This is a genomic window from Ammoniphilus sp. YIM 78166 (assembly GCF_004522215.1).
Taxonomy (GTDB): Bacteria; Bacillota; Bacilli; order Aneurinibacillales; family RAOX-1; genus YIM-78166.
Genome location: NZ_SDLR01000001.1, coordinates 772,869 through 794,177 on the forward strand (window position 1 = coordinate 772,869; position 21,309 = coordinate 794,177).

Genomic DNA, 21,309 nt, shown 5'->3' on the forward strand with positions numbered 1-21,309 from the left:
CTTTTCTTCATCATCGGATTCGCTGTTTCCATTTGACAAAGAATGAAGGAGGAAGAGGAAAAATGAATCAACCAAAGGTTGTGGTTACCAGAAGAATACCGCTGCAAGCAATGGAATTGATAAGGCCGCATGCAACCATATTCCTATGGGACAAGGAGGAAGAGCCGATTCCACAAAACGTATTGCTTCAGGAAGCAAGAGATGCCGTGGCCATCTATACCAATGTAGCGGATAAAATTGACCGGGAGATAATCGAGGCTGCCCCTCAATTAAAGGTAGTCAGTACCATGGCTGTCGGATACGACAACATTGATATTGCGGCCGCTACAGCAAGAGGGATAGCAGTAGGCCATACACCAGGCGTTTTAACGGAAACCACGGCAGACCTTACTTTCGCTTTACTCATGGCAACGGCGCGCCGAGTCGCAGAAGGTCATGACTTTGTCAAAGCAGGCAAATGGGCCAGCTGGGCACCCATGCTTTTAACGGGTCAGGATATTTATGGAGCCACAATCGGAATTATTGGTCTAGGCAGAATTGGAGAAGCGGTTGCCAGGAGAGCGGCCGGATTTGGCATGAACATTCTTTATTACAATCGTAATCCACGCCCGGAAGTAGAAGCTGAGCTAGGGGCAAGATATGTTGAGTTAGAAGCTCTTCTCCGGCAATCCGACTATGTGGTGCTGCTTGCGCCGGGCGGCGGAGGAACCTATCGGTTAATGGGGGCAAGAGAGTTTGGTTTAATGAAGCCGAATGCCATCTTTATCAATACATCAAGAGGAACGAATGTGGATGAAACCGCTCTGTACGATGCGTTAAAGAATGGATCCATTTGGGCTGCGGGATTGGATGTATTTGATGTAGAGCCGGTGCCACTCCATCATCCGCTGCTTAGTCTGCCGAATGTTACCGTTCTCCCCCACATTGGGAGCGCCAGCATTGCAACAAGGACAAGAATGGCCGTCATGGCTGCACAAAATTTGGTAGCGGGGCTTATGGATGAAGTCCTGCCTCATGTTGTGAATCCGCAAGTCTATGAAAAGTAAAGGTTCATATAATAAGGGTGTGGAGGAGAAGAGTCCATGAGTGAACAGCTTAGATGGTTATTGAAGAAAGTGGCGGAAGGTCAGTTGGATCCCGGCGAAGCCTACGATGAATTAAAGCGATTCGAAGATTTAGGGTTCGTGAAGATTGATCAGCATCGGAAGGAGAGAAAGGGTTTTCCTGAAGTGATCTATGGCGAAAGCAAAACAGCGGTTCAAATCACAAGGATTTTTGAATCGATGATGAATGTATATGAAGTCGTTCTCGCTACTAGGGTTTCACCGGAAAAAGCAGAAGAGATCCTTTGTCGTTTACCTCGCTTGAAGTATTGCAAAGAATCAAAAACCCTTCTACATGCGAGGAAACCGCTTGAGCCGCAATATCAAGGGACAGTTGGGATTCTCTGTGCAGGCACCTCAGATCTTCCGGTAGCGAAGGAAGCCGTCGTTACCGCTCAGGCCATGGGAAACCCTGTGAAGGAATTCTACGACATTGGTGTTGCGGGAATCCATCGCCTATTTCATCATTTAGATGACATTAAAACCTGCCGTGTACTTATCTGTATCGCAGGTATGGAGGCTGCTTTACCCAGCGTGGTAGGAGGATTGTGTCACCAGCCGATTATTGCGGTACCCACTAGTGTGGGATACGGAAGTCATTTTGGAGGCGTCACGGCTTTGCTGTCCATGCTTAATTCCTGCTCTTCTGGCATTACGGTCGTCAATATTGATAACGGATTTGGAGCAGCTTATGCAGCTACTTTAATTAATCGCTTGGGTGAGGGGGTGAGCGTTTGATTCACCAAGAAAAACTAATAAAGTTAAACCAAATCCTTGGGGAGATGGAGAACGTCGTGGTTGCTTTTTCAGGTGGCGTAGATAGTACGTTTCTTTTAAAAGCAGCGCTCGATTGCTTGGGCCCTCAGCATGTACTGGCCGTTACCGCGGATTCAGAGACCTATCCCTCCAGTGAACTGATGGAAGCGAAGCGGATCGCTGAAGAATTGGGGGCCCGACATCAAGTCATCGAAACATCGGAGCTGTCCATCCCAGGATATTCAGAAAATACGAAGAATCGTTGCTATTTTTGTAAAAAGAATCTCTTTGAACATTTAGTTCCAATCATGAAGGAACAAGGATACCAAAATATCGTTTTTGGCTTAATTGCCGATGATTTAAGCGAGCATAGACCTGGAACCCTTGCGGCAAAAGAAATGGGAGTAAGAGGGCCTCTACAGGAAGCCCTCTTATTAAAAGAAGAGATTCGGGAGCTATCAAGAGAACGAGGATTATCTACCTGGAATAAGCCTTCTTTTGCCTGCCTTTCGTCCCGCATTGCCTATGGAGAGCCTATTACGTTAGAGAAGTTGTCCAAAGTTGATCAATCCGAGCAATTTCTAAGAGGGTTGGGTATTCGACAGGTACGTGTCCGAACCCATGGGGATATTGCACGAATTGAAGTGGAGGGGAAGGATATGCCTATTCTCTTGGAACGGTATAAGGAAGTCGCACAGACCATCCAAGGTTATGGCTATACCTATGTCACGCTCGATCTCTTCGGCTATCAGAGTGGCAGCATGAACAAAGTACTTAATAACTAACCCGGCTCGATTTTTAAGAGCCGGGTTTTTTCTTTTTACGGAAGAAAGTTATTCATGATCTGTTCATATAAGAATGTTACTATTAGTCTAGAATGTTAGTAGAAAGAAGAGGTGGAGATGTGAAGAACTATCTGGTAAAAACCATTACAGCCTTATCGGGCTTATCTTTTCTTGTCTTGCTGTTTGGGTTCGGCTGGACGATCCAAAGTCATTTTTTCGGTACGGTAGCCGCAACGGTCACTCAAACAGAAGCGACGACATCCCAAAAGATAACGGATGGAACCACCATTGTTGCTTTAGGGGATTCGCTTACTCGAGGTACAGGGGATTCCAATGGCAAGGGTTATGTTGGCTATCTCGTAGATCTACTGGAAGAGAAAACGGGGGAAAAAGTGGTCCTTCATAACTTTGGCGTGAAAGGCTACCGTTCTGACCAACTATTAGAGCTAGTCAAGCAAGCCGAAATTCAGAGACAGGTAAAAGAAGCGGACTACATTGTGATGACGATCGGGGGAAATGACCTTTTCCGTGGCGGGCGCACGTTAATTGATCTGGATCCGACAAAGATTGATGAGCTTCGAACCGAGTATATGGAGAATTTTAAACTGGTCATGACGGAGCTAAGAGCGGTAAACCCTGAAGCCACGATCTATTATCTTGGCTTGTACAATCCCTTTATTGAGTTAGGAGATTCGGACATCACGACAAAAGCCGTTCGTCAATGGAACTATGAAACCAATGAATGGCTCGATCAAGATCGGCGTACTGTGTTTGTGCCAACCTTTGATTTATTTCAATTAGAGGTGGACGACTTTTTATTCTCTGATAAATTTCACCCTAATACCAGAGGGTACGAGATGATGGCGGAGCGTCTTGCCTCATTGATCATGAAATAGGAGGAGAGAAAGAGATGAGCGAAATCACATTAGCGGTGAGAGGATTACGCAAGGTCATTGGTAAAAAGGAAATTATTAAAGGAATCGACTTCGAGCTGAAGAGAGGAGAAGTGTTTGGGTTCTTAGGTCCGAACGGCGCCGGTAAAACCACCACCATTCGGATGCTGGTCAGTTTAATCAAGCCGACTTCGGGATCCATCGAAATATGCGGGTATGATGTAGAGACCGACTTTATCCAAGCGATGAGTCAATTAGGCTGTATCGTAGAAAACCCGGAATTATACCCTTATTTGACAGGCTGGGAAAATCTTGAGCATTTTGCTAGAATGCTACCTGAGTCCGATATACAGCATATGAATGATGTGGTCAAGCTGGTGCGCTTGCAGGAACGGATTCATGATCCGGTAAAAACCTATTCTTTGGGCATGAGGCAGCGGCTAGGGATTGCGCAAGCCCTTCTCGGAAAGCCGAGGGTACTGATCCTCGACGAACCGACAAATGGTCTCGATCCCGCAGGAATTCGGGAGATGCGTAGTTTTATCCGTTACCTGGCTGAGGAGGAAGGCTTAAGCGTGTTGGTTTCTAGCCACTTGTTAAGTGAAATTCAGCTTATGTGTGATCGGGTGGCGATCATTTCAAGAGGAGAGGTTATTAAGGTGGATACGGTGGATTCCCTTCTTTCCTTGCAAGAACGATTAATTTGGAGAGTCGGCCCGTTGGAAAAGGCCAAAGCGATTCTTGAACAATGGACACCTGTCACGGAAGGAGCCGATGGGACTTTAATTACTTTATATGATGAGGAACAAGCTGCAGGGTGGAATAGAAGCCTCGTGGAGCATGGGATCGCAGTGAAAGAAATGCAAAGGAAGCTCCCTGCTCTAGAGGATCTGTTCCTGGAGTTGACAGGAGGCGAAACGGTTGATTAAGCTGGTTCAAAATGAAATGTTAAAGCTTGTGCGAAAGAAAAAATTGCTCGTTATTGCGCTTATCATAGGAGTGCTCGTTTCACTGTTTACGTATGCCCAGTTTAAGATCGTGGAAAGAACGGTGGAGAGGTTAGGAGAGGTAGATTGGCGAACGACGCTTCAGCAGCAAATCATAGATACGCAAAACCGTCTCACCAGCAGCCGAATTTCTGACGAGTGGCGAAGCCAGCTTCAGCTGCGCATACAACAGCAGCAATACTATCTAGATCAAGATATTAACCCCATGGAACCAGGTGCCCCTACCTTTATGCGTATGTTTGCGGAAAACTCCATTAACTTGTTTATCCCGTTAATGGTCATGGTGGTGGCGGCAGATTTAGTATCCTCTGAACGCAGTGCAGGGACGGTGAAGCTTCTGCTCACTAGACCGGTAAAGCGCTGGAAGATCTTGATGAGCAAGTACATCTCCCTGGTGCTGTCCGTTTCGTTTATCGTAGCAATATTCGGTGTCCTATCGTACCTGATTTCGGGTATCGTCTTTGGCTATGGTGGCTGGAAGGCCCCTGTGATCACTGGATTTACCGTGGAGGGAGGGGAGCTCAATACAGCTGGAGTCCATTTAATTCCGCAATGGCAGTATTTGTTTATGGTGTTTGGCTTGGTCTGGTTCGTCGCCCTGGTGGTAGGGACGCTTACCTTTATGCTATCCGTCCTCATGAGAAGCACGGCTGCGGGAATGGGCGTCATGCTAGCTGCTTTAATTGCCGGTGCCATCCTCAATAACATGGTCGCTTCATGGGAATCGGCGAAGTACTTGTTCATGATCAATTTAAAAATAACAGATTACTTGGCAGGAAATACCCCGCCTATTGAAGGGATGACGCTAGGGTTTTCCTTGGTTGTGTTAGCGGCATGGGGACTGGCCGCCCTGGCTGTCTCGTTTAGCGTGTTTACTAGACAGGATGTGTATTAATTAACCGAGCAAAAAGGCTATCCTCACTCGTCTTCTGACGGTGGGATAGCCTTTTTCACTTTGCTAATGGCAGTGTAAACCGGAACGAAGTCCCTTTACCCAGCTCACTCTCAACCCCAATTGGGCTTTCGTGCTTTTCTAGGATTTGTTTTACAATAGACAGACCGATACCGGTACCGAGCTTTTTGCTTCTGGCTTTATCCACTTTGTAAAAGCGGTCCCAAATAAACTGAATATCTTCTTCTTTAATTCCCATTCCGTAATCCCGGATTTCGAGAGAGGCTCTATCCCCTTTGGTGAGGGTAACATCAATTTGTCCTCCTGGTTTAGAAAAGTTAATGGCATTTTGCAGGAGATTGACTAGGACTTGCTCAATTCGGTCAGGGTCGGCGAAGACCTCAATATCTTCTTCTTCATCCGTGATTAGCCCAATTTCCACCTGGTGATCTGCCATGTAGGGCTCCATTTTGGCAATCACCCTTCTAACCAGTTCCGAAAAATTAAAAGGAATGGACTGGAGTTCATAATGCCCGGACTCCAGTTTCGAAATATCGAGCAGGTCGTTGACGAGTTTAATCAAGCGATTGGTTTCGTTTTTAATAATCGTTAGGTAATGATCCTGGCGTTGCTTCGGGATCGTTCCATCGATGAGAGCTTGGGCAAATCCATGTATGGAGGTTAATGGAGACCGCAGATCATGGGATACATTGGCTACGAAATCCTTTCGCATTTGATCTAGGCTTGCTAATTCTTTTGCCATATAGTTAAGGGACATACCTAATTGTCCGATCTCATCCTTGGATTCAATTTGAACTCGCTGATTAAAATTTCCTTTAGCGAAAGCCAACGCAATTTTACTCATTTCGGTTAGTGATGAAGTTAATCGTTTAGAAATAAAGAATAGAGAAGCAGCGGTTACGAGTATTGTAATGACTAATCCCAAAAGAAAGTTCAGCTTTCTTTGCAAGATCTCTTTTTCAAATCCATAAGAAATCATTACCAGGACTTTTTCCGTTCTTGCATGAGGAATGGGTACAGCAGCAAGAAGGGCGTACTGGTTCATTTCTTTCAATTTGACTTTTTGGATGATCTGCTTGCCTTGGAAAGCGGAATTGTAATATTCATGGTCAAGCGATAAGGATACTGGGGGTTGTCCCGCGTGATAGAGGACTTCTCCGTTTTTCCCTATGAGATAAAATACCTTGTCCTGTCGGGCAATACTCATCTCCAGGGATTCAATAATGACTTCATGCTCCCACCCTTGCTCGTGGGCATGCCGAATATATTCGGCTACCGTCTGCGCTTGCTCTGAGAGCTCGTGGCGGTGGCTTGCTGTGAGCCTATTTTCGATCAACAAGTAGGAAACAAAAGAAAATACGGAAAAAGAAAGAAACAAGATAAGCAGATAGGTTAGAAACAGCTTCATAAAGATACTTTTCTTAAAAATCATTTGGGGACCTCAAATTTATACCCGATTCCGCGAATGGTGCGCAGCGACCATCCTTTGTGATCTTCACCTAATTTTTCCCGGATTCGCTTAATGTGGACATCTACGGTCCGCGCATCACCGACATAGTCGTAGCCCCATATCTGGTCCAGTATCTGCTGGCGGGTAAAAACTTGGTTCGAATGTGAAGCTAAAAAATGGAGTAACTCCATTTCCTTAGGTGCCATAATCACTTCTTTTCCATTGGTCAGGACTTTATTTTCCCGGTTACTCAGAATGAAGGAGGGCAGGACAACGATCTCCTCGCTCATGATATGAGGATTGCTTCGCTTCAGGACAGCTTTGACGCGGGCCATTAACTCTTTTGGATCAAAGGGCTTCACTAAGTAGTCGTCGGTTCCTAGATCAAACCCTTTGATCTTATCGTAGCTCTCGCCTTTACCCGTAAGCATGATAATGGGTGTTTTGTAATCTTTGCGGATTTCCTGACAGATCTCCCAGCCATCGAGCTCTGGGAGCATGATATCTAAAATGACGAGATCGGGGAGAAGCTCGTAGTACCGGTCTAACCCTTTAATTCCGCTGTGCTCGGCATATATCGTATAGCCTTGTTTCTCACCGTATAGGGTTACTAACTCACAAATATGCGGATCGTCATCAATGATTAGGATTTTGATTTCCATTGATCTCATTCCCCCTTAGTGAGAATATACCATGCGAATATGAACGGAGAATGAATAATGTATTCTTCTCGCGATTATGGCGGGGCGTTTCGCGATTTTAGCTGAATGTCTCGAGGTTGTTAAAGAGACTTTCGCGGCACCAGATGCTGAAAAAAAACCGATATCTTATGATATCGGCTCATACAGCTCCCAAGCAAGCTTAATGGATTCCACAATCTCATCAGCTGCAGCGTTGGGATCATGCCCCTCTGGAGTGAATTTGGAGTTGTTAATGGAGTATACCTCCTTGCGCTTAAGAAAAAGCTCCTCAATTTCTTCCAAAGACTTGCTCTTTAGGACGGGGCGGTTCCCAATGATGAGCGGAAGCCGGTCCTTCCAAGACTCCCAGGAAAGATCGAGGAAGAACACGATGCATTTAGAAAGACAAACCTCCCGAACTTCTTCCTGCATGTATGCACCGCCGCCAAGAGAGATAATCTTGAGGCGAGTATTCGTACAGATATTGACGATAAAATCGCGTTCTAGCTGCCTAAAATGTTTCTCTCCGTGTTTTTCAAAGATTTCTGGAATCGTCATGCTATGTGTTTGTTCTATAGCTTGATCTACGTCGATAAAGTCCCGGTATAGTTTCTTGGCCACAAGCTGGCCAATCGTCGTTTTCCCAACACCCATAAAACCAATTAACACAATGTTCCGTTGTCGAATGGGTATTTCGAATGTGTCATTCATGTCTGATCAACCTCACCCTCTACAATACTCTTATCATACCCTATTTTCCTATACACGGTAAAGTTCTAAAGTAGGGAACAAACTCGATATTTTAGACAATTTAAAAAAGTTATTGCTTTGCTTTATAAGTTGGAGTAGTATAAGGATTAGAAGTACAGAGCATCCTGAAAAAATGGGTTGACATCGTTTACATTCTCAGTTATCTTATAACTAGATCGATCTAACAAGACGATCAGGCAAAGGCAACATAACGGATTTAACCTAAAATCACATTACTAGATCGATCTAACAAAAAGAATGAGTTTTGTTGGATTGCTCTAGTAAACAAATACATTACTAGATCGATCTAACGCAACAAACGAACTTGTTAGATTGCTCTAGTAAACAAATATAGTAGAGAGAATTTAAGGTGGTGAACCATGAAGTGTTAGAGCTCCATTTGAAAAGTCCGAATGAATTAGAACTAAGACTAGTTGATAGTCTACCGTTTCCTCAAGGAGACGAAGTGAAGATTAAACTGTTATATGCAGGAATATGTGGCTCAGACCTTGGAGTTTATAGAGGAAAATTGGCTCATGCAACCTATCCATTACGACCTGGGCATGAATTGCTTGGCACTGTGATTGAAGCGGGAGAACAGGCTACATTTCCACTTGGAACAAGAGTGGTTATATTGCCGAATACCTTCTGTGGAGAATGTGAGTACTGCCAAGCGGGAAAGACCAATATCTGTCCAGAGAAAAAATCGATGGGTGTGAACCAGGATGGGGGTTTTTCTGAGGAATTTATCATTTCTTCTAAATTTGTTTTCGCCATCCCGGATGGATTGACAGATAAAAGAGCTGTACTGATCGAACCTTTTGCGGTCGTTGTCCATGCTTTGAAAAATGTCGCGATTAACAAGGGTACCCGAGTTGCGATTGTCGGGAGTGGGAATGAAGGGATGCTAGCAGCTGCGCTTAGTTATCACTTGGGTGCACAAGTGACAGCAATCGATATTAATCCCAACAAACTAGAATTGGTGAGATCCCTTGGAGGCGATATTCGAGCGGTCTATCCACAAGAGGTAGAAGGCGAGAGCTTTGAAGTCGTCATTGAGGCGGCAGGGACTAAGCAATCGGTAGAACAGGCCTTTCATTTAGCTGGACGCGGTGGTGCTGTTGTGCTTATCGGTTTGACGGCTGAGGCTGCGCTTCCAGTCACACAGATTGTTCGCAACGAAGTGACGATCTATGGATCGATTATTTATAACTTCCCAGAAGACTATCAAAAAACAGTAGATTATCTCAGCAACCCAGCGTTCAACATTGAACCTATTATCTCTAGAGTTCTACCGCTCTCCGACTATCAGGAGGCCTATAATACAGCCTTATCTGGGGATTATGGCAAAGTGATTTTTAAATTTTAGGGAGGTACTTTAAATGAAAGATTTGATTTCACATCAGTTAGTTAAGTACTTAGAAGACCGTGGGGTAGAGCATCTATTCGGACTATGTGGACACACCAACATCGCGGTATTGACTGCTCTTGAAAATAGCAAAATCAAATTCATCAACACCCGCCACGAGCAAATTGCTGCTCACATCGCGGATGGATATGCGAGAGCGAAAAAAGAGACGGCTGTGGTCTTGAGCCACTTGGGACCTGGATTGACGAACGCAGCAACAGGGGTTGCCAATGCAGCGCTAGATTCCATTCCGATGGTTGTAATTGCTGGAGACGTACCCAGTCACTATTACGGAAAGCATCCACACCAAGAAATCAACCTGCATCAAGATGCAGCCCAATATGAAATCTATCGTCCCTTCGTAAAACGCGCTTGGCGTGTGGATCGTCCGGATTTATTCCCACAAATTTTGGAGAAAGCGTTCCAATTAGCGGAAAGTGGAAGACCAGGTCCCGTTCTTGTCTCTGTGCCGATGGATATCTTCTCCATGGAAGTGGAAGTGGAGTTGTTCGACCGTGTGAAGCAGCACACTCGTAAGCTTCACAAGCCTTCCATCGATGACTTGACGGCTACGAAGATCGTAGAAAAGCTGATCCAAGCCAAGGATCCAGTCATCTATGCAGGCGGAGGTGTAATGCTAGCGGATGCCGCTCAAGAGCTAAAAGAGCTTGCGGATCACTTGAGTCTGCCTGTCGCTTACAGTCTCATGGGTAAGGGCGCAATTGCCGACGATCATCCTTTCGCTTTAGGGATGACAGGCTTCTGGGGAACGAAGTTCATTAACGATACGACCCGTAACGCAGATGTATTGTTAGCTATTGGCACGCGATTTGCGGAAGCAGATGCAAGTTCTTGGGAAGACGAATACACCTTCGACATTCCAAAAACGAAGCTGATTCATATCGATATTGACCCGAACGAAATCGGAAGAAACTACCCAGCAGAAATTGGCGTTGTAGCGGATTTGAAACAAGCTTTAATCGTGATCAACCGCGTAGCGAAGCAGTTGCTGCCAAACGGAAGACAGAATGAAGTGTTGAAGCAAAAAATCGCGGCGAACCGCGCCGAGTTCCAGGCCAGCAACCAAGAACACGTAAACTCTAATGCCTTCCCCATGACACCACAACGCATCTTGCGTGATGTGCGTGACGTATTGCCACGAGACGCCTTCATCACCACGGATGTAGGCTGGAACAAAAACGGGGTGGGACAGCAGTTCCCTGTCTATGAGCCAGGTACGGTATTAACGCCAGGCGGTCTTGCGACCATGGGCTTTGGGGCACCAGCAGCCTTGGGGGCGAAGATAGCGCAGCCGAATCGCGTGGTCATCTCCCTTGTAGGAGACGGCGGCTTCGGCCAAAACCCAGCAGTACTCGCAACAGCAGCAGAAGAAAATATTCCAGTAATTTGGGTTATCATGAACAACTATGCTTTCGGAACCATTGCTGGGTTACAAAAAGCTCACTACGGAACGACCGTAGGAACCTTGTTCCAACGAGATGGCCAGCCGTATTCCCCTGACTATGCAGCGATTGCTCGTGCCTACGGATTGGAAGGGATCAAGATTGAATCGGCGGAGCAATTCAAATCCGCCTTGGAGCAAGCGATTGCGTCCAACAAGCCTTGCGTGATTGATGTACAGATGCAAAACATCCCTACGCCGACGGCAGGACACTGGAACATCATGGATATTTACTCACCTGACAAAAAGGTTCACCACGTAGCAGTAGAAGCGTAAACAGATAAAACATATGGAGGGAACACAAATGGCAGAGGTTAAAGTACGAGCAACGGAATTGACAGAAGAACAGCAACAAGAATTAGATCTTGCGTTCGAGAAAGCAAGAAAAGCATTGGCTATCATTGAAACTTACGATCAAGAGCGTGTGGATCGTCTATGCCAAGCGGTGGCGTGGGCCGTGTCCAATAAAAAAACATTTGAACGTTTAGTAGATATGGGGATCGAAGAAAGCCGCCTGGGTGACCCGGTGAGCCGTATGAACAAGCGCTTCAAAATCCGCGGAATCCTTCGCGATGCTCTTCGTCAGAAGAGTGTGGGAATCATTGAAGAACTTCCGGAAAAAGGTATCGTAAAATATGCAAAGCCAGTTGGAATCATTGCGTCTATCGTACCGACCACGAACCCGGACTTAACGCCAGCAGGAACAGCTATCTATGCGATTAAAGCACGTGATGTGGCGATCTTCTCCCCACATCCGCGTTCTAAGAAGACTTCTTTTGAGACGGTTCGTTTAATGAGAGAAGCACTAGAGCGTGAAGGGGCGCCTGCTGACATCCTTCAATGCTTAACGAATGTGAACATTCCAATGACTAAAGCGTTGATGGAGCGTGCCGATTTAGCCTTGGCTACGGGCGGAAAAGACATGGTAAAGAGTGCGTACAGTTCAGGAACACCTGCGTATGGCGTAGGGGCTGGAAACTCTACCATGATTATCGATGACACAGCGGACACTGCAGATGCAGCAAAAAACACGATGCTGAGCAAAACGTCTGACTTCGGATCCGGATGTTCTGCAGACGGAAACTTGATCATCAGCGACAAGGTTTTCGATGACATGTTAATACAATTACAAAACGTGGGCGGATACCTTGCTAATGAAGAAGAAAAAGCGAAGCTTCGCGCCGTGATGTGGGATGCAAATGGACGCCGCTTGCCGGATACAGTAGCCTTAGCACCACAAGCGCTAGCTCAAGCCGCAGGCTTCGAGATCCCAGCGGATCGCAAATTCATTATTGTATACGGGGATAAGATCGGTAAAGAATACCCGTTCTCTGGCGAGAAGTTAACCACCTTGCTTGCGGTTTACAAGTATGAAGGAGAATTCGAAAACGGATTGGATATGATGCGCGCTATCTATGAAGTAGGCGGAAAAGGTCACTCTTGCGGAATCTACTCCTTTAACGATGAGCACATCCACCGTCTAGGATTAGCTGCTCCAGTCAGCCGTATCATGGTTCGCCAGCCGCAATCCAAAGCCAATGCAGGAGCGTTCAACAACGGTATGCCAATGACATCCAGCTTAGGGTGCGGAACATGGGGAGGGAACATTGTTTCTGAGAATGTCCACTTGAAGCACTATATGAATACGACATGGGTATCCAAGCCCATCCCTGAAGATAAGCCCTCTGACGAAGAACTATTCGGAGAGTTCTTCGATGCAGAGCTAGAGAAATAATGATAGCTTTATGAGAGGGGGCTCGCCCCCTCCTTAAATAAAAAATAAACGAAAAGAGAAGGGGTCGTCTAATAATGAAAAAGTTAATGTTTGCCTCTATTCTTGCTAGTGTAGTTGCTTTAACTGGTTGTGGCGGCGGAAATCAAGCTACTGAAGCTCCAAAAAAAGATTCAGCGGCTCCAGCTGCTTCATCAGCTGAGGCGAAAATCATGAAACTGGCTGTTGCAACAAATAAAGACCGTTCTCTTACTAAAGGATTATATAAATTTGCTGAAATCGTGGAAAAAGAGTCTGGCGGAACGCTAAAAGCCCAAGTGTTTCCAGATGGCCAGCTTGGAGGAGACGTACAAGTTTTTGAAGCGATGAAAATGGGATCGATCCAGGGCAGTACTATGTCATCCGGCCCAATTGCTTCCTTTGTTCCTCGTTTCAGTGCACTAGACTTACCGTTTTTATTTAAGGACGAGGCAACCGCTTACAATATCTTGGATGGAGAAATCGGGCAGCAACTGTTAGATGAGCTTCCGGCAGCAGGGATTGTAGGGTTAAACTATTGGGAAAATGGATTCAGACATTTAACCAATAATATAAAAGAAGTAAAGACTGTTGAAGACATTAAAGGCTTAAAAATTAGAACCCTAGAAAACCCGCTACACCTAGATATGTGGAAGGAACTAGGTGCTACTCCTACACCGATGGCTTACACGGAATTGTTTACTGCTCTTGAACAAAAGGTGGTTGATGGGCAAGAAAACCCTGCAGGGAACATTACCACGGCAAAGTTCTATGAAGTTCAAAAATACGTAACGAAAACGGGCCACATCTATAATGCTTCCGTATTTATGATAAGCAAATCCTTCTGGGATACGTTAACGGATGCAGAAAAGGAAATCGTAACGAAAGCTGCTGCAGAAGCTCAACAATATCAACGTGAGTTGAATCAACAAGAAAGTGTGGAAGCTTTTGATTTCTTAACAAAAGAAGGAATGACCGTAACCGAACTATCTGATGAAGAAAAGAAAAAGTTTGTTGAAGCGGTTCAGCCTGTATACCAAAAGTACGCTGCACAGCTTGGTGAGGAATTCGTAAACAAGTTAATCGAAAGCAACAAATAGTGAAATAGGAAATCTTAAGGAGGATTGTTTCTCCTTAAGATTTTCCTGTATACGTTGAAGGGAGGCGACCTTAAGGTTGAGAGAAAAGAAGAATTGGTTGATGAGTTTCAATAACGCGATTATGGCCTCCTGCTTAGCCCTAATGTCCATTTTTGTCTTTACCAATGTAGTTTTACGATATGCCTTTAATTCGGGTATCACCTGGTCAGAAGAATTGTCGAGGTATTTATTTGTATGGATGACGTTCCTGGGCGCGATAGCTGCGTTAAAGGATAAAAAGCATTTGGAAGTTGATATGTTCGTATCGAGACTACCTGGACCGTTGAAAAAGGTGGTCATGCTGGTTGGGCAATTGATCATGCTGGGTGTTCTCTGGCTCTTGCTCGAGGGAAGCTGGAAAATGACGCTCATGAGCATGAATAGTAAAGCTCCTGCCACGGGTCTGCCCTTATCCTATGTCTACGGAGTAGGGATTATCGCCAGTGTAGGGATGGGTTTAGTTGTGTTGGTGAATTTATACCGGCTCCTTTTCGATAAAGAATCACTCACCCCTTCATCCGATGAGCCGAAGGATTCAAAGGATTCTTTCCACGCAAAGGCTGCAGGAGGTGAAAAATAGATGGCGTTGACGATCTTTGTTGCCTCATTGTTTGGGATTATGGCGTTAGGGGTTCCCATTGCATTTGCTCTTTTGGTCAGCGGTATTGCTTTGATGGCTTTTTTGGGCATGTTTGATCCTCAGATCATCGCACAGAACCTGATTAAGGGTGCAGACAGCTTTCCTATGCTTGCCGTGCCTTTCTTTATCTTAGCTGGTGAATTGATGAATGCCGGAGGGATCTCGAAACGGATCGTAAACTTTGCGATGGCGATGTTTGGCCATGTCCGCGGAGGACTTGGGTATGTTGCCATATTCGCAAGTATCTTATTCGCGGGACTATCAGGATCTGCGGTTGCAGATACCGCTGCTCTTGGCGCCATTCTGATCCCCATGATGGTAAAAGCCGGCTATGATCGCAACCGCTCGACGGGTTTGATCGCAGCGGGAGGAATCATTGCTCCGGTCATCCCACCAAGTATTCCGATGATTCTCTTTGGAGTCACGAGCGGTGTATCCATTACGAAGCTCTTTATGGGTGGAATCATTCCTGGATTGTTGATTGGTGTAGGTTTGGTCGTAACTTGGTATCTCTTAGCACGAAAAGGGAACTTTGAGGTTCAGCCTCGGAAATCCACTAAGGAAATGCTAGTGGCTACACGTGACGCCTTTTGGGCTCTGATGTTGCCTGTCATTATTGTTGGCGGGCTGCGCGGTGGAATCTTTACCCCAACAGAAGCAGCAGTCGTGGCTGCGTTTTATGCCTTATTTGTTGGTTTGTTCATTTATCGTGAACTCAAGATGGGAGATCTCTATAAAGTACTCGTCGATTCTGCAAAAACCACAAGTATCGTCATTTTCTTGGTTGCGGCAGCGATGGTTTCGGCTTGGATGATTACCATTGCAAACATCCCTATGCTCTTAACCGAGTTGCTTGAACCGTTTGTGGCAAACCAATTGCTGTTAATGCTAGCCATTGTTGCGTTGGTGCTCATTATTGGAACTTCGATGGACCTAACACCTACCGTACTGATCCTGACACCGATTCTTATGCCGATTGTAAAGGTAGCCGGTATTGATCCAGTGTACTTTGGGATTGTATTCATTCTTGCCTGCTGTATTGGGTTATTGACTCCACCTGTCGGCACCGTCTTGAATGTGGCATGTGGTGTAGGAAACATAAGCATTCAAAACATCCTGAGAGGAATATGGCCATTCCTTCTGGTCGAAGTGGTCGTATTACTCTTGCTTATCTTGTTCCCGGATATCGTACTTGTACCATTGCAATGGTTTACCTGATAAACAGTCGAAACCGATTAACCTGATGGGGTCTAATCGGTTTTTTCTTTAGAGATTGACATCGTTTTCATATGAAGCTTATACTTTTAGGTAAGACAAATATGCTATTGTGGTGGTATTTTTGATGAAAAAACGTTCGCGTGTAACTCTACAGCAAGTCGCTCAACATGCAGGTGTCTCACGTGCGACAGCCTCGCTCATTGTGCGAGGAAGCGAGAGCATCTCGAAAGAGACAAAAGAAAAAGTATTACAATCCATGAAAGAGCTTGGATACGTTTATGATCGTATAGCAGCCAATCTACGGTCCCAGCATTCCTCGACGGTTGGCTTTATCATCTCCGAAATCGGGAACCCCTTTTTCTCTGAGGTGCTTGTGGGGGTTCATAAGGCATTAGACAAAGAAGGCTATACCGTCATTCTGGGAACGACTTTTGACCTGATGGCGAAACAGCAGGCCCTCCTGTCGACGATGCTGGAGTACCGGGTAGGAGGAGTAATCATTAGTCCGATCCCAGGGACTTCACACGAAGATATCGAACGCCTTGAACAATTAGGTATGCCTGTCGTTATCGCTACGCGAGAAACGACTTTTCCTGAAAAATTTGATTATGTTGGGGTAGATAATGTACTGGGAGGCAAATTAGCGATCCAGCATCTAATTGAAAAGGGACATCGGAGAATTGCCTTCCTGGGTGGAACGAATGACTCTAGCGTTTGGCGTGACCGTATGAGAGGATATATGGATGCCTTAGTGGAAGCGGGCTTTGAAGTGGATCCAGCCCTTCTCGTGGAGACTCCCGTTTCTCGAAAAGGGGGAATGGATGCGATTAAACAGGTACTCTCCCTTCCTCAGCCTCCAACTGCCGCTTTTTGCTACAACGATATTGTTGCTCTAGGCGTGATGTCTGGACTAAAGGATGCAGGTATTCATATTGGGCAAGAATTTAACCTAGTAGGCTTTGATAATATTCAGGAAGCCTCGATGGTTACACCCTCCCTTACCACGGTTGATGCTTTTCCTCATGCGATAGGAGAGTATGCGTCTGATCTACTTCATCAGCGAATGATGGGATTGTCAGAGGGGCCCAAACGAATTATTTTAAAGCCTGAGCTGATCGTTCGAGAATCGTAAGGTGGGGCAAACAGTAAAACCGGAAGCATAGCTTTCCGGTTTTACTGCGTTAATGCACGAGTTAGGGTCTTGTGTTATACTCTATCATATACAAGCTTCGGAGCGTAGAAGGGATTGAGGAAATGACACAGGTGAAAAGCATGGTAACCGTAAGAGGAACAGTAATTGGCAAGGAGAAACCCTTAATTTGTACCCCATTAATCGGCAAAGACCGTTTATCGATTATATCTGAGCTAGAGAAAATAATGAGCAAGAACCCGGATATAATTGAATGGCGTGCTGATTTTTTTGAATCCTTGGATAATACGGAACATGTATTGCGCACGATTGCAGAAATGAGAGAATTGGCCGGCGAAACCCCTATTCTTTTTACTATTCGTTCGCATCATGAGGGTGGGCAGCCGATATCTTTATCTGAGCAGGACAAAGTGGGTCTGCTTGCAGAGCTATGCATGAAAAAGGTTGTTGATTTAATTGACTATGAACTCTCTAATGATGCACCATTTGTTGAACAGCTTAGAGCGGTTTCAAGGGAAAATGGAGTGGCTATGGTCATGTCCTACCATAACTTTGAAAGTACACCGCCAGCCTCCTCTATCGTGGACAAGTTGCTACAGATGGAGAAATACGGCGCTGATATAGCCAAGGTTGCTGTGATGCCAAAATCAAAGACCGATGCCTTAGTTTTATTATTGGCCACTGAACAAGCTCAGAACGAGCTTAGGATTCCTTTAATTTCAATCTCCATGGGAGAGTTTGGCGCATTGTCCAGAATGGTAGGGTATGTCTTTGGTTCCGATATTACCTTTGCAATCGGGGAACAGAGCTCAGCGCCTGGACAGATTCCCATTGAGGATTTAAGAGCCGCCTTGCAGATTGTCCAAAAATATATATAAAAATAGGGGGTATATCTCAATGGAATCAACGAGGTCAAAGGATGCCGAGTCTCTGCGTACCGTGCAGAGGGCACTCGACATCCTGGACTGCTTCACCACACAAGAACCGGAGTTGTCGCTAACTGATATTTCTAATAAAATCCAACTAGCCAAATCGACTACAACGCGATTACTGGCGACGCTAGAACAGAATGAATATCTCATTAAGAACAGCGATACCTTGAGGTATCGATTGGGAACGAAGCTTTTTTTCCTTGGCCATATCGTGGGGGAGTCCATGGAGATTCGTAATATTGCAAGACCCTATATGACGAAGCTGAGGGATCTTACGAAAGAAACCGTGAATCTCTATGTGCTAGAGGACAGATCTCGCATCTGTGTAGAGCAGTGTGAGGGACTGCACACGATTCGTCACATGGTTAATCTAGGGGAAAAGCTTCCTTTGCATGTGGGGGCTGGTGCGAAGGTTCTACTGGCTTATCAGAGCCATGGTATTCAAGAAGAAGTCCTAGCTGAGGTCCCTGCAGGAAGGAGAAATCAGCTGCGGGAAGAGCTTCAGGAAATTAGAAATGTCGGGGTTGCTTATAGCCAAGGGGAGCGTGAAGTTGGATCTTCTGCAGTTGCTGCTCCTATTTTTGATATAAAGGGACGAGTGACGGCTTGCTTGTCGATTTCCGGACCAACTTCTAGATTCCCGGAAGAGACGGTAAGTTTTTTGAAGGTTATTGTGAAAGCGGAAGCGCTTCAAATTTCAAAGGATATTGGATTTGCAGTTGATAGATAGCAAAGAGGGCTGACCCGATAAGACATGTATTGTGTCCTGCGGGTTTCAGCCCCTTTTTTGCTGTTTCAGAAAGATTACTACCATGCGAATACCAAACATCGTTCCTCTTTTTAGGGGCGGATTAATCACGAAACTACCATTTTGCTCCCAAACCGGTAATGATTCCAAGACCTCGCGAAGGTTTTTCGAGGTTTGGAGTGATTTTGGACTACTTTTTCTAAGAGCATCTAAAACTTCGGGTTAGAGTCTCTGATTTTAAGCTTCTTTTTTAACTAATTACGTTTTTTTTTTTTTGATTCTTGTCCGTTCTCGAACCCCATAACTGGCGTCCGGGTCCGTTTGGTCACGATAATTTGCTTTTGCTCACGGAAAGGTGGCCGATGCTCACGAAAGGATGCCGTTTGCTCACATACCTGGTACAATTCCAAATAACCAGCCTACTTTGATCACGAAACCGACCGTTTTGCTCCCAAACCGATAATGATTCCAATTAACTGGAGGACCTCTTATGTTTTTTCAAGGTTGGGAGTGATTTCACTCTACTTTTTCTAAGAGCAATCTAACTTTGGTGTAGAGCTTTCAATTTCAAGCTGCTTTCTTAAGTAGTTCTACTTTTTTCTACCATCCCATGCCCATACCGTTGTTCGGATGCCATCCAGGGCACCGTCTCCAATGAGAATTTCCTGCTTTTACTTTCCTCTCTAAGGGGATATTCATATAAACCGGTAAAGGTATTGATTCCAAGAATGGTGGGGTAACTGAGGTACCGCAAGCCCGTGATTCGTGCCCTGAACTTGGGTGTTCGCTCGAATGAGGTACCGCAAGCCCGCCGTTCGTACCCTGAACCTGGCGAATCGCTCGAGTGAGGGACCGCAAGCCCGTGATTCGTGCCCTGAACCGGCAGGATCGCTCGAATGAGGTACCACCTAGCTCATGTTTTTTTCACGGTTTTCGGTAATTTTAGTCTCGTTCTCTATAAGCGAGTCGCCTATAAAATAAAAACCTGAAAATCCAATAAGGCTCGAAATCATGCCCTCGTCCCGACTTCCGCTTAAAGCAGAAAAAGAGACTGATCCCTAGAGATCAATCTCTTCTTATAGTTTTAAACTAAAACTTCTTCCTTGTTCGCTAGCTGAGCCACTCCTGAATCAATCGCAGCCTGTGATACATATGCTGCTACTCGTGGCGCTACGCGTTGATCCAATGCATGTGGGATTACATAGCTTGCAGTTAACTCCTTCTCATCTACCAACTCAGCAATGGCTCGGATGGCTGCTAGCTTCATTGCCATGTTAATCTCCGTTGCACGGACATCCAATGCTCCTCTGAAGATCCCTGGGAATGCCAAGACATTATTGACTTGGTTAGGGAAGTCGGAACGGCCAGTCCCTACCACAGCAGCTCCTGCAGCAATCGCTTCTTCCGGCATGATCTCTGGAACAGGGTTGGCCATGGCGAAAATAATGGAGTTTGGATTCATGGATTTAACCATGTCAGGTGTAACTGCACCCGCAACAGAAACGCCAATGAAGACATCTGCCCCTTGAAGAGCATCAGCTAAAGTGCCGCGCTTGCCTTCGCAATTTGTAATATTTGCCAGCTCGCTCTTAATTTTATTCATTCCTTCGGGGCGTCCCTTATAGAGGATTCCCTTGGTATCACACAATAGAATGTCTTTGACGCCGATGGTGTGTAAAAGCTTCGTGATAGCGACGCCCGCAGCACCTGCTCCATTGATAACGACCTTTAGGTCATCCATCTTCTTATTTACGATTTTTATTGCATTATATAATCCTGCCAGCGTAACGATCGCTGTTCCATGCTGATCGTCATGAAACACAGGAATGCTTAGCTCTTGATTTAATCTTTCTTCTATTTCAAAGCAGCGAGGAGCTGAGATATCCTCAAGATTAATCCCGCCGAAAGTAGGTTCGAGTGCTTTGATGGTAGTGATGAGCTGCTCGGTATCTGTTTGATTCAAGCAGATAGGGAAAGCATCTACGCCTGCAAAGGCTTTGAATAAAGCAGCTTTTCCTTCCATGACTGGCATAGCCGCTTGCGGGCCGATATCGCCTAAACCTAGTACTGCTGTACCATCAGTGACAACGGCTACTAGATTTCCTTTTATCGTATATTCATAGGCTTGCTTGCTATCTTGATGAATCTCTATACAAGGCTGGGCTACACCTGGGGAATAGACCAAGCTAAGATCTGTGGAACTTTCGACGGGAATCTTACAATCAACACTAAGCTTTCCCTTATGTTGTTTATGTAGCTGCAAAGCCCTTGTATAAACGTCTGACATCTGTGCACTCTCCTCAAAGTGGAATCTAATTACGTATATTGGAACTACATACTGAATATTATCAAATTTCCCACATAATGTCTAATGAATTTATTGAATATTTTTCGAACAGGCATTTGGAAGTAAATTGAGTAAAGGAACAGATAAACATAAAGCCATTTCAAGACAAGACGATGTTTCCGCCTTGTCTTTCATATTTTTGGTATAATAATTACATCCGTTAAATGGGTATATTCCA

19 protein-coding genes are annotated in these 21,309 nt (G+C 45.4%); 15 read left to right on the top strand and 4 right to left on the bottom strand.

The features are described 5' to 3' along the window. Positions 1-62: 62 nt before the first annotated feature. The 6 genes from EIZ58_RS03860 to EIZ58_RS03885 all read left to right on the top strand — a co-directional run bounded on the left by EIZ58_RS03860 (position 63) and on the right by EIZ58_RS03885 (position 5,439). Positions 63-1,046, top strand: a complete 984-nt coding sequence (locus EIZ58_RS03860) for a 2-hydroxyacid dehydrogenase (protein WP_134699186.1) — start codon at positions 63-65, stop codon at positions 1,044-1,046. 36 nt (positions 1,047-1,082) lie between these two features. After that, positions 1,083-1,841: a nickel pincer cofactor biosynthesis protein LarB gene (larB, locus tag EIZ58_RS03865; RefSeq protein ID WP_134699187.1), complete on the top strand. Its 759-nt coding sequence runs from the start codon at positions 1,083-1,085 to the stop codon at positions 1,839-1,841. After that, positions 1,841-2,644, top strand: coding sequence for an ATP-dependent sacrificial sulfur transferase LarE (larE, locus tag EIZ58_RS03870; RefSeq protein WP_134699627.1), 804 nt, complete (start codon positions 1,841-1,843; stop codon positions 2,642-2,644). The genes larB and larE overlap by 1 nt, the downstream gene beginning before the upstream one ends. A gap of 119 nt (positions 2,645-2,763) precedes the next feature. Beyond that, positions 2,764-3,540 carry a GDSL-type esterase/lipase family protein gene (locus EIZ58_RS03875; RefSeq protein WP_167577476.1) on the top strand — a complete coding sequence of 259 codons (777 nt, stop codon included), beginning with the start codon at positions 2,764-2,766 and terminating at the stop codon, positions 3,538-3,540. Positions 3,541-3,554: 14 nt separating this feature from the next. Beyond that, on the top strand, positions 3,555-4,466 hold the full coding sequence (locus tag EIZ58_RS03880) for an ABC transporter ATP-binding protein (protein ID WP_134699189.1): 912 nt from the start codon (positions 3,555-3,557) through the stop codon (positions 4,464-4,466). After that, positions 4,459-5,439, top strand: coding sequence for an ABC transporter permease (locus tag EIZ58_RS03885; protein WP_134699190.1), 981 nt, complete (start codon positions 4,459-4,461; stop codon positions 5,437-5,439). Before EIZ58_RS03880 ends, EIZ58_RS03885 begins: the two co-directional genes overlap by 8 nt. A gap of 55 nt (positions 5,440-5,494) precedes the next feature. Here EIZ58_RS03885 and EIZ58_RS03890 read toward each other — a convergent pair whose 3' ends face one another. The 3 genes from EIZ58_RS03890 to EIZ58_RS03900 all read right to left on the bottom strand — a co-directional run bounded on the left by EIZ58_RS03890 (position 5,495) and on the right by EIZ58_RS03900 (position 8,298). Then, entirely contained in the window at positions 5,495-6,889 is a 1,395-nt protein-coding gene (locus tag EIZ58_RS03890) for a sensor histidine kinase (RefSeq protein ID WP_134699191.1), read from the bottom strand. Then, entirely contained in the window at positions 6,886-7,569 is a 684-nt protein-coding gene (locus EIZ58_RS03895) for a response regulator transcription factor (RefSeq protein ID WP_205672105.1), read from the bottom strand. The genes EIZ58_RS03890 and EIZ58_RS03895 overlap by 4 nt, the downstream gene beginning before the upstream one ends. Before the next feature lie 165 nt (positions 7,570-7,734). After that, a complete protein-coding gene (locus EIZ58_RS03900; RefSeq protein ID WP_134699192.1) occupies positions 7,735-8,298 on the bottom strand; it encodes a shikimate kinase in 564 nt (187 codons plus the stop codon). A 424-nt stretch (positions 8,299-8,722) separates the two neighbouring features. On the opposite strand from EIZ58_RS03900, the gene EIZ58_RS03905 reads away from it, so the two are divergent. The 9 genes from EIZ58_RS03905 to EIZ58_RS03945 all read left to right on the top strand — a co-directional run bounded on the left by EIZ58_RS03905 (position 8,723) and on the right by EIZ58_RS03945 (position 18,766). Continuing rightward, the gene (locus EIZ58_RS03905) at positions 8,723-9,706 is read left to right on the top strand and encodes a zinc-dependent alcohol dehydrogenase (RefSeq protein WP_134699193.1); all 984 of its coding nucleotides are present in this window, start codon (positions 8,723-8,725) and stop codon (positions 9,704-9,706) included. A 13-nt stretch (positions 9,707-9,719) separates the two neighbouring features. Then, positions 9,720-11,483, top strand: a complete 1,764-nt coding sequence (locus tag EIZ58_RS03910) for a thiamine pyrophosphate-binding protein (protein WP_134699194.1) — start codon at positions 9,720-9,722, stop codon at positions 11,481-11,483. A gap of 28 nt (positions 11,484-11,511) precedes the next feature. Next, positions 11,512-12,942, top strand: a complete 1,431-nt coding sequence (locus EIZ58_RS03915; RefSeq protein ID WP_134699195.1) for an aldehyde dehydrogenase family protein — start codon at positions 11,512-11,514, stop codon at positions 12,940-12,942. 74 nt (positions 12,943-13,016) lie between these two features. Continuing rightward, positions 13,017-14,057 (top strand): TRAP transporter substrate-binding protein, encoded by a 1,041-nt coding sequence (locus EIZ58_RS03920; RefSeq protein WP_134699196.1) that lies wholly within the window; start codon positions 13,017-13,019, stop codon positions 14,055-14,057. Between the two features lie 100 nt (positions 14,058-14,157). Then, complete coding sequence (locus EIZ58_RS03925; RefSeq protein WP_240688932.1) at positions 14,158-14,676, top strand: TRAP transporter small permease; 519 nt, start codon at positions 14,158-14,160, stop codon at positions 14,674-14,676. After that, on the top strand, positions 14,677-15,954 hold the full coding sequence (locus EIZ58_RS03930) for a TRAP transporter large permease (RefSeq protein WP_134699197.1): 1,278 nt from the start codon (positions 14,677-14,679) through the stop codon (positions 15,952-15,954). A 124-nt stretch (positions 15,955-16,078) separates the two neighbouring features. Beyond that, the gene (locus EIZ58_RS03935) at positions 16,079-17,086 is read left to right on the top strand and encodes a LacI family DNA-binding transcriptional regulator (protein ID WP_134699198.1); all 1,008 of its coding nucleotides are present in this window, start codon (positions 16,079-16,081) and stop codon (positions 17,084-17,086) included. 122 nt (positions 17,087-17,208) lie between these two features. After that, on the top strand, positions 17,209-17,982 hold the full coding sequence (gene aroD / locus EIZ58_RS03940) for a type I 3-dehydroquinate dehydratase (RefSeq protein ID WP_134699199.1): 774 nt from the start codon (positions 17,209-17,211) through the stop codon (positions 17,980-17,982). Positions 17,983-18,001: 19 nt separating this feature from the next. Then, positions 18,002-18,766, top strand: coding sequence for an IclR family transcriptional regulator (locus EIZ58_RS03945; RefSeq protein WP_134699200.1), 765 nt, complete (start codon positions 18,002-18,004; stop codon positions 18,764-18,766). Positions 18,767-19,868: 1,102 nt separating this feature from the next. Here the strand turns inward: EIZ58_RS03945 and EIZ58_RS03950 are convergent. Next, a complete protein-coding gene (locus EIZ58_RS03950; protein WP_134699201.1) occupies positions 19,869-21,071 on the bottom strand; it encodes an NAD(P)-dependent malic enzyme in 1,203 nt (400 codons plus the stop codon). Between the last annotated feature and the right edge of the window lie 238 nt (positions 21,072-21,309).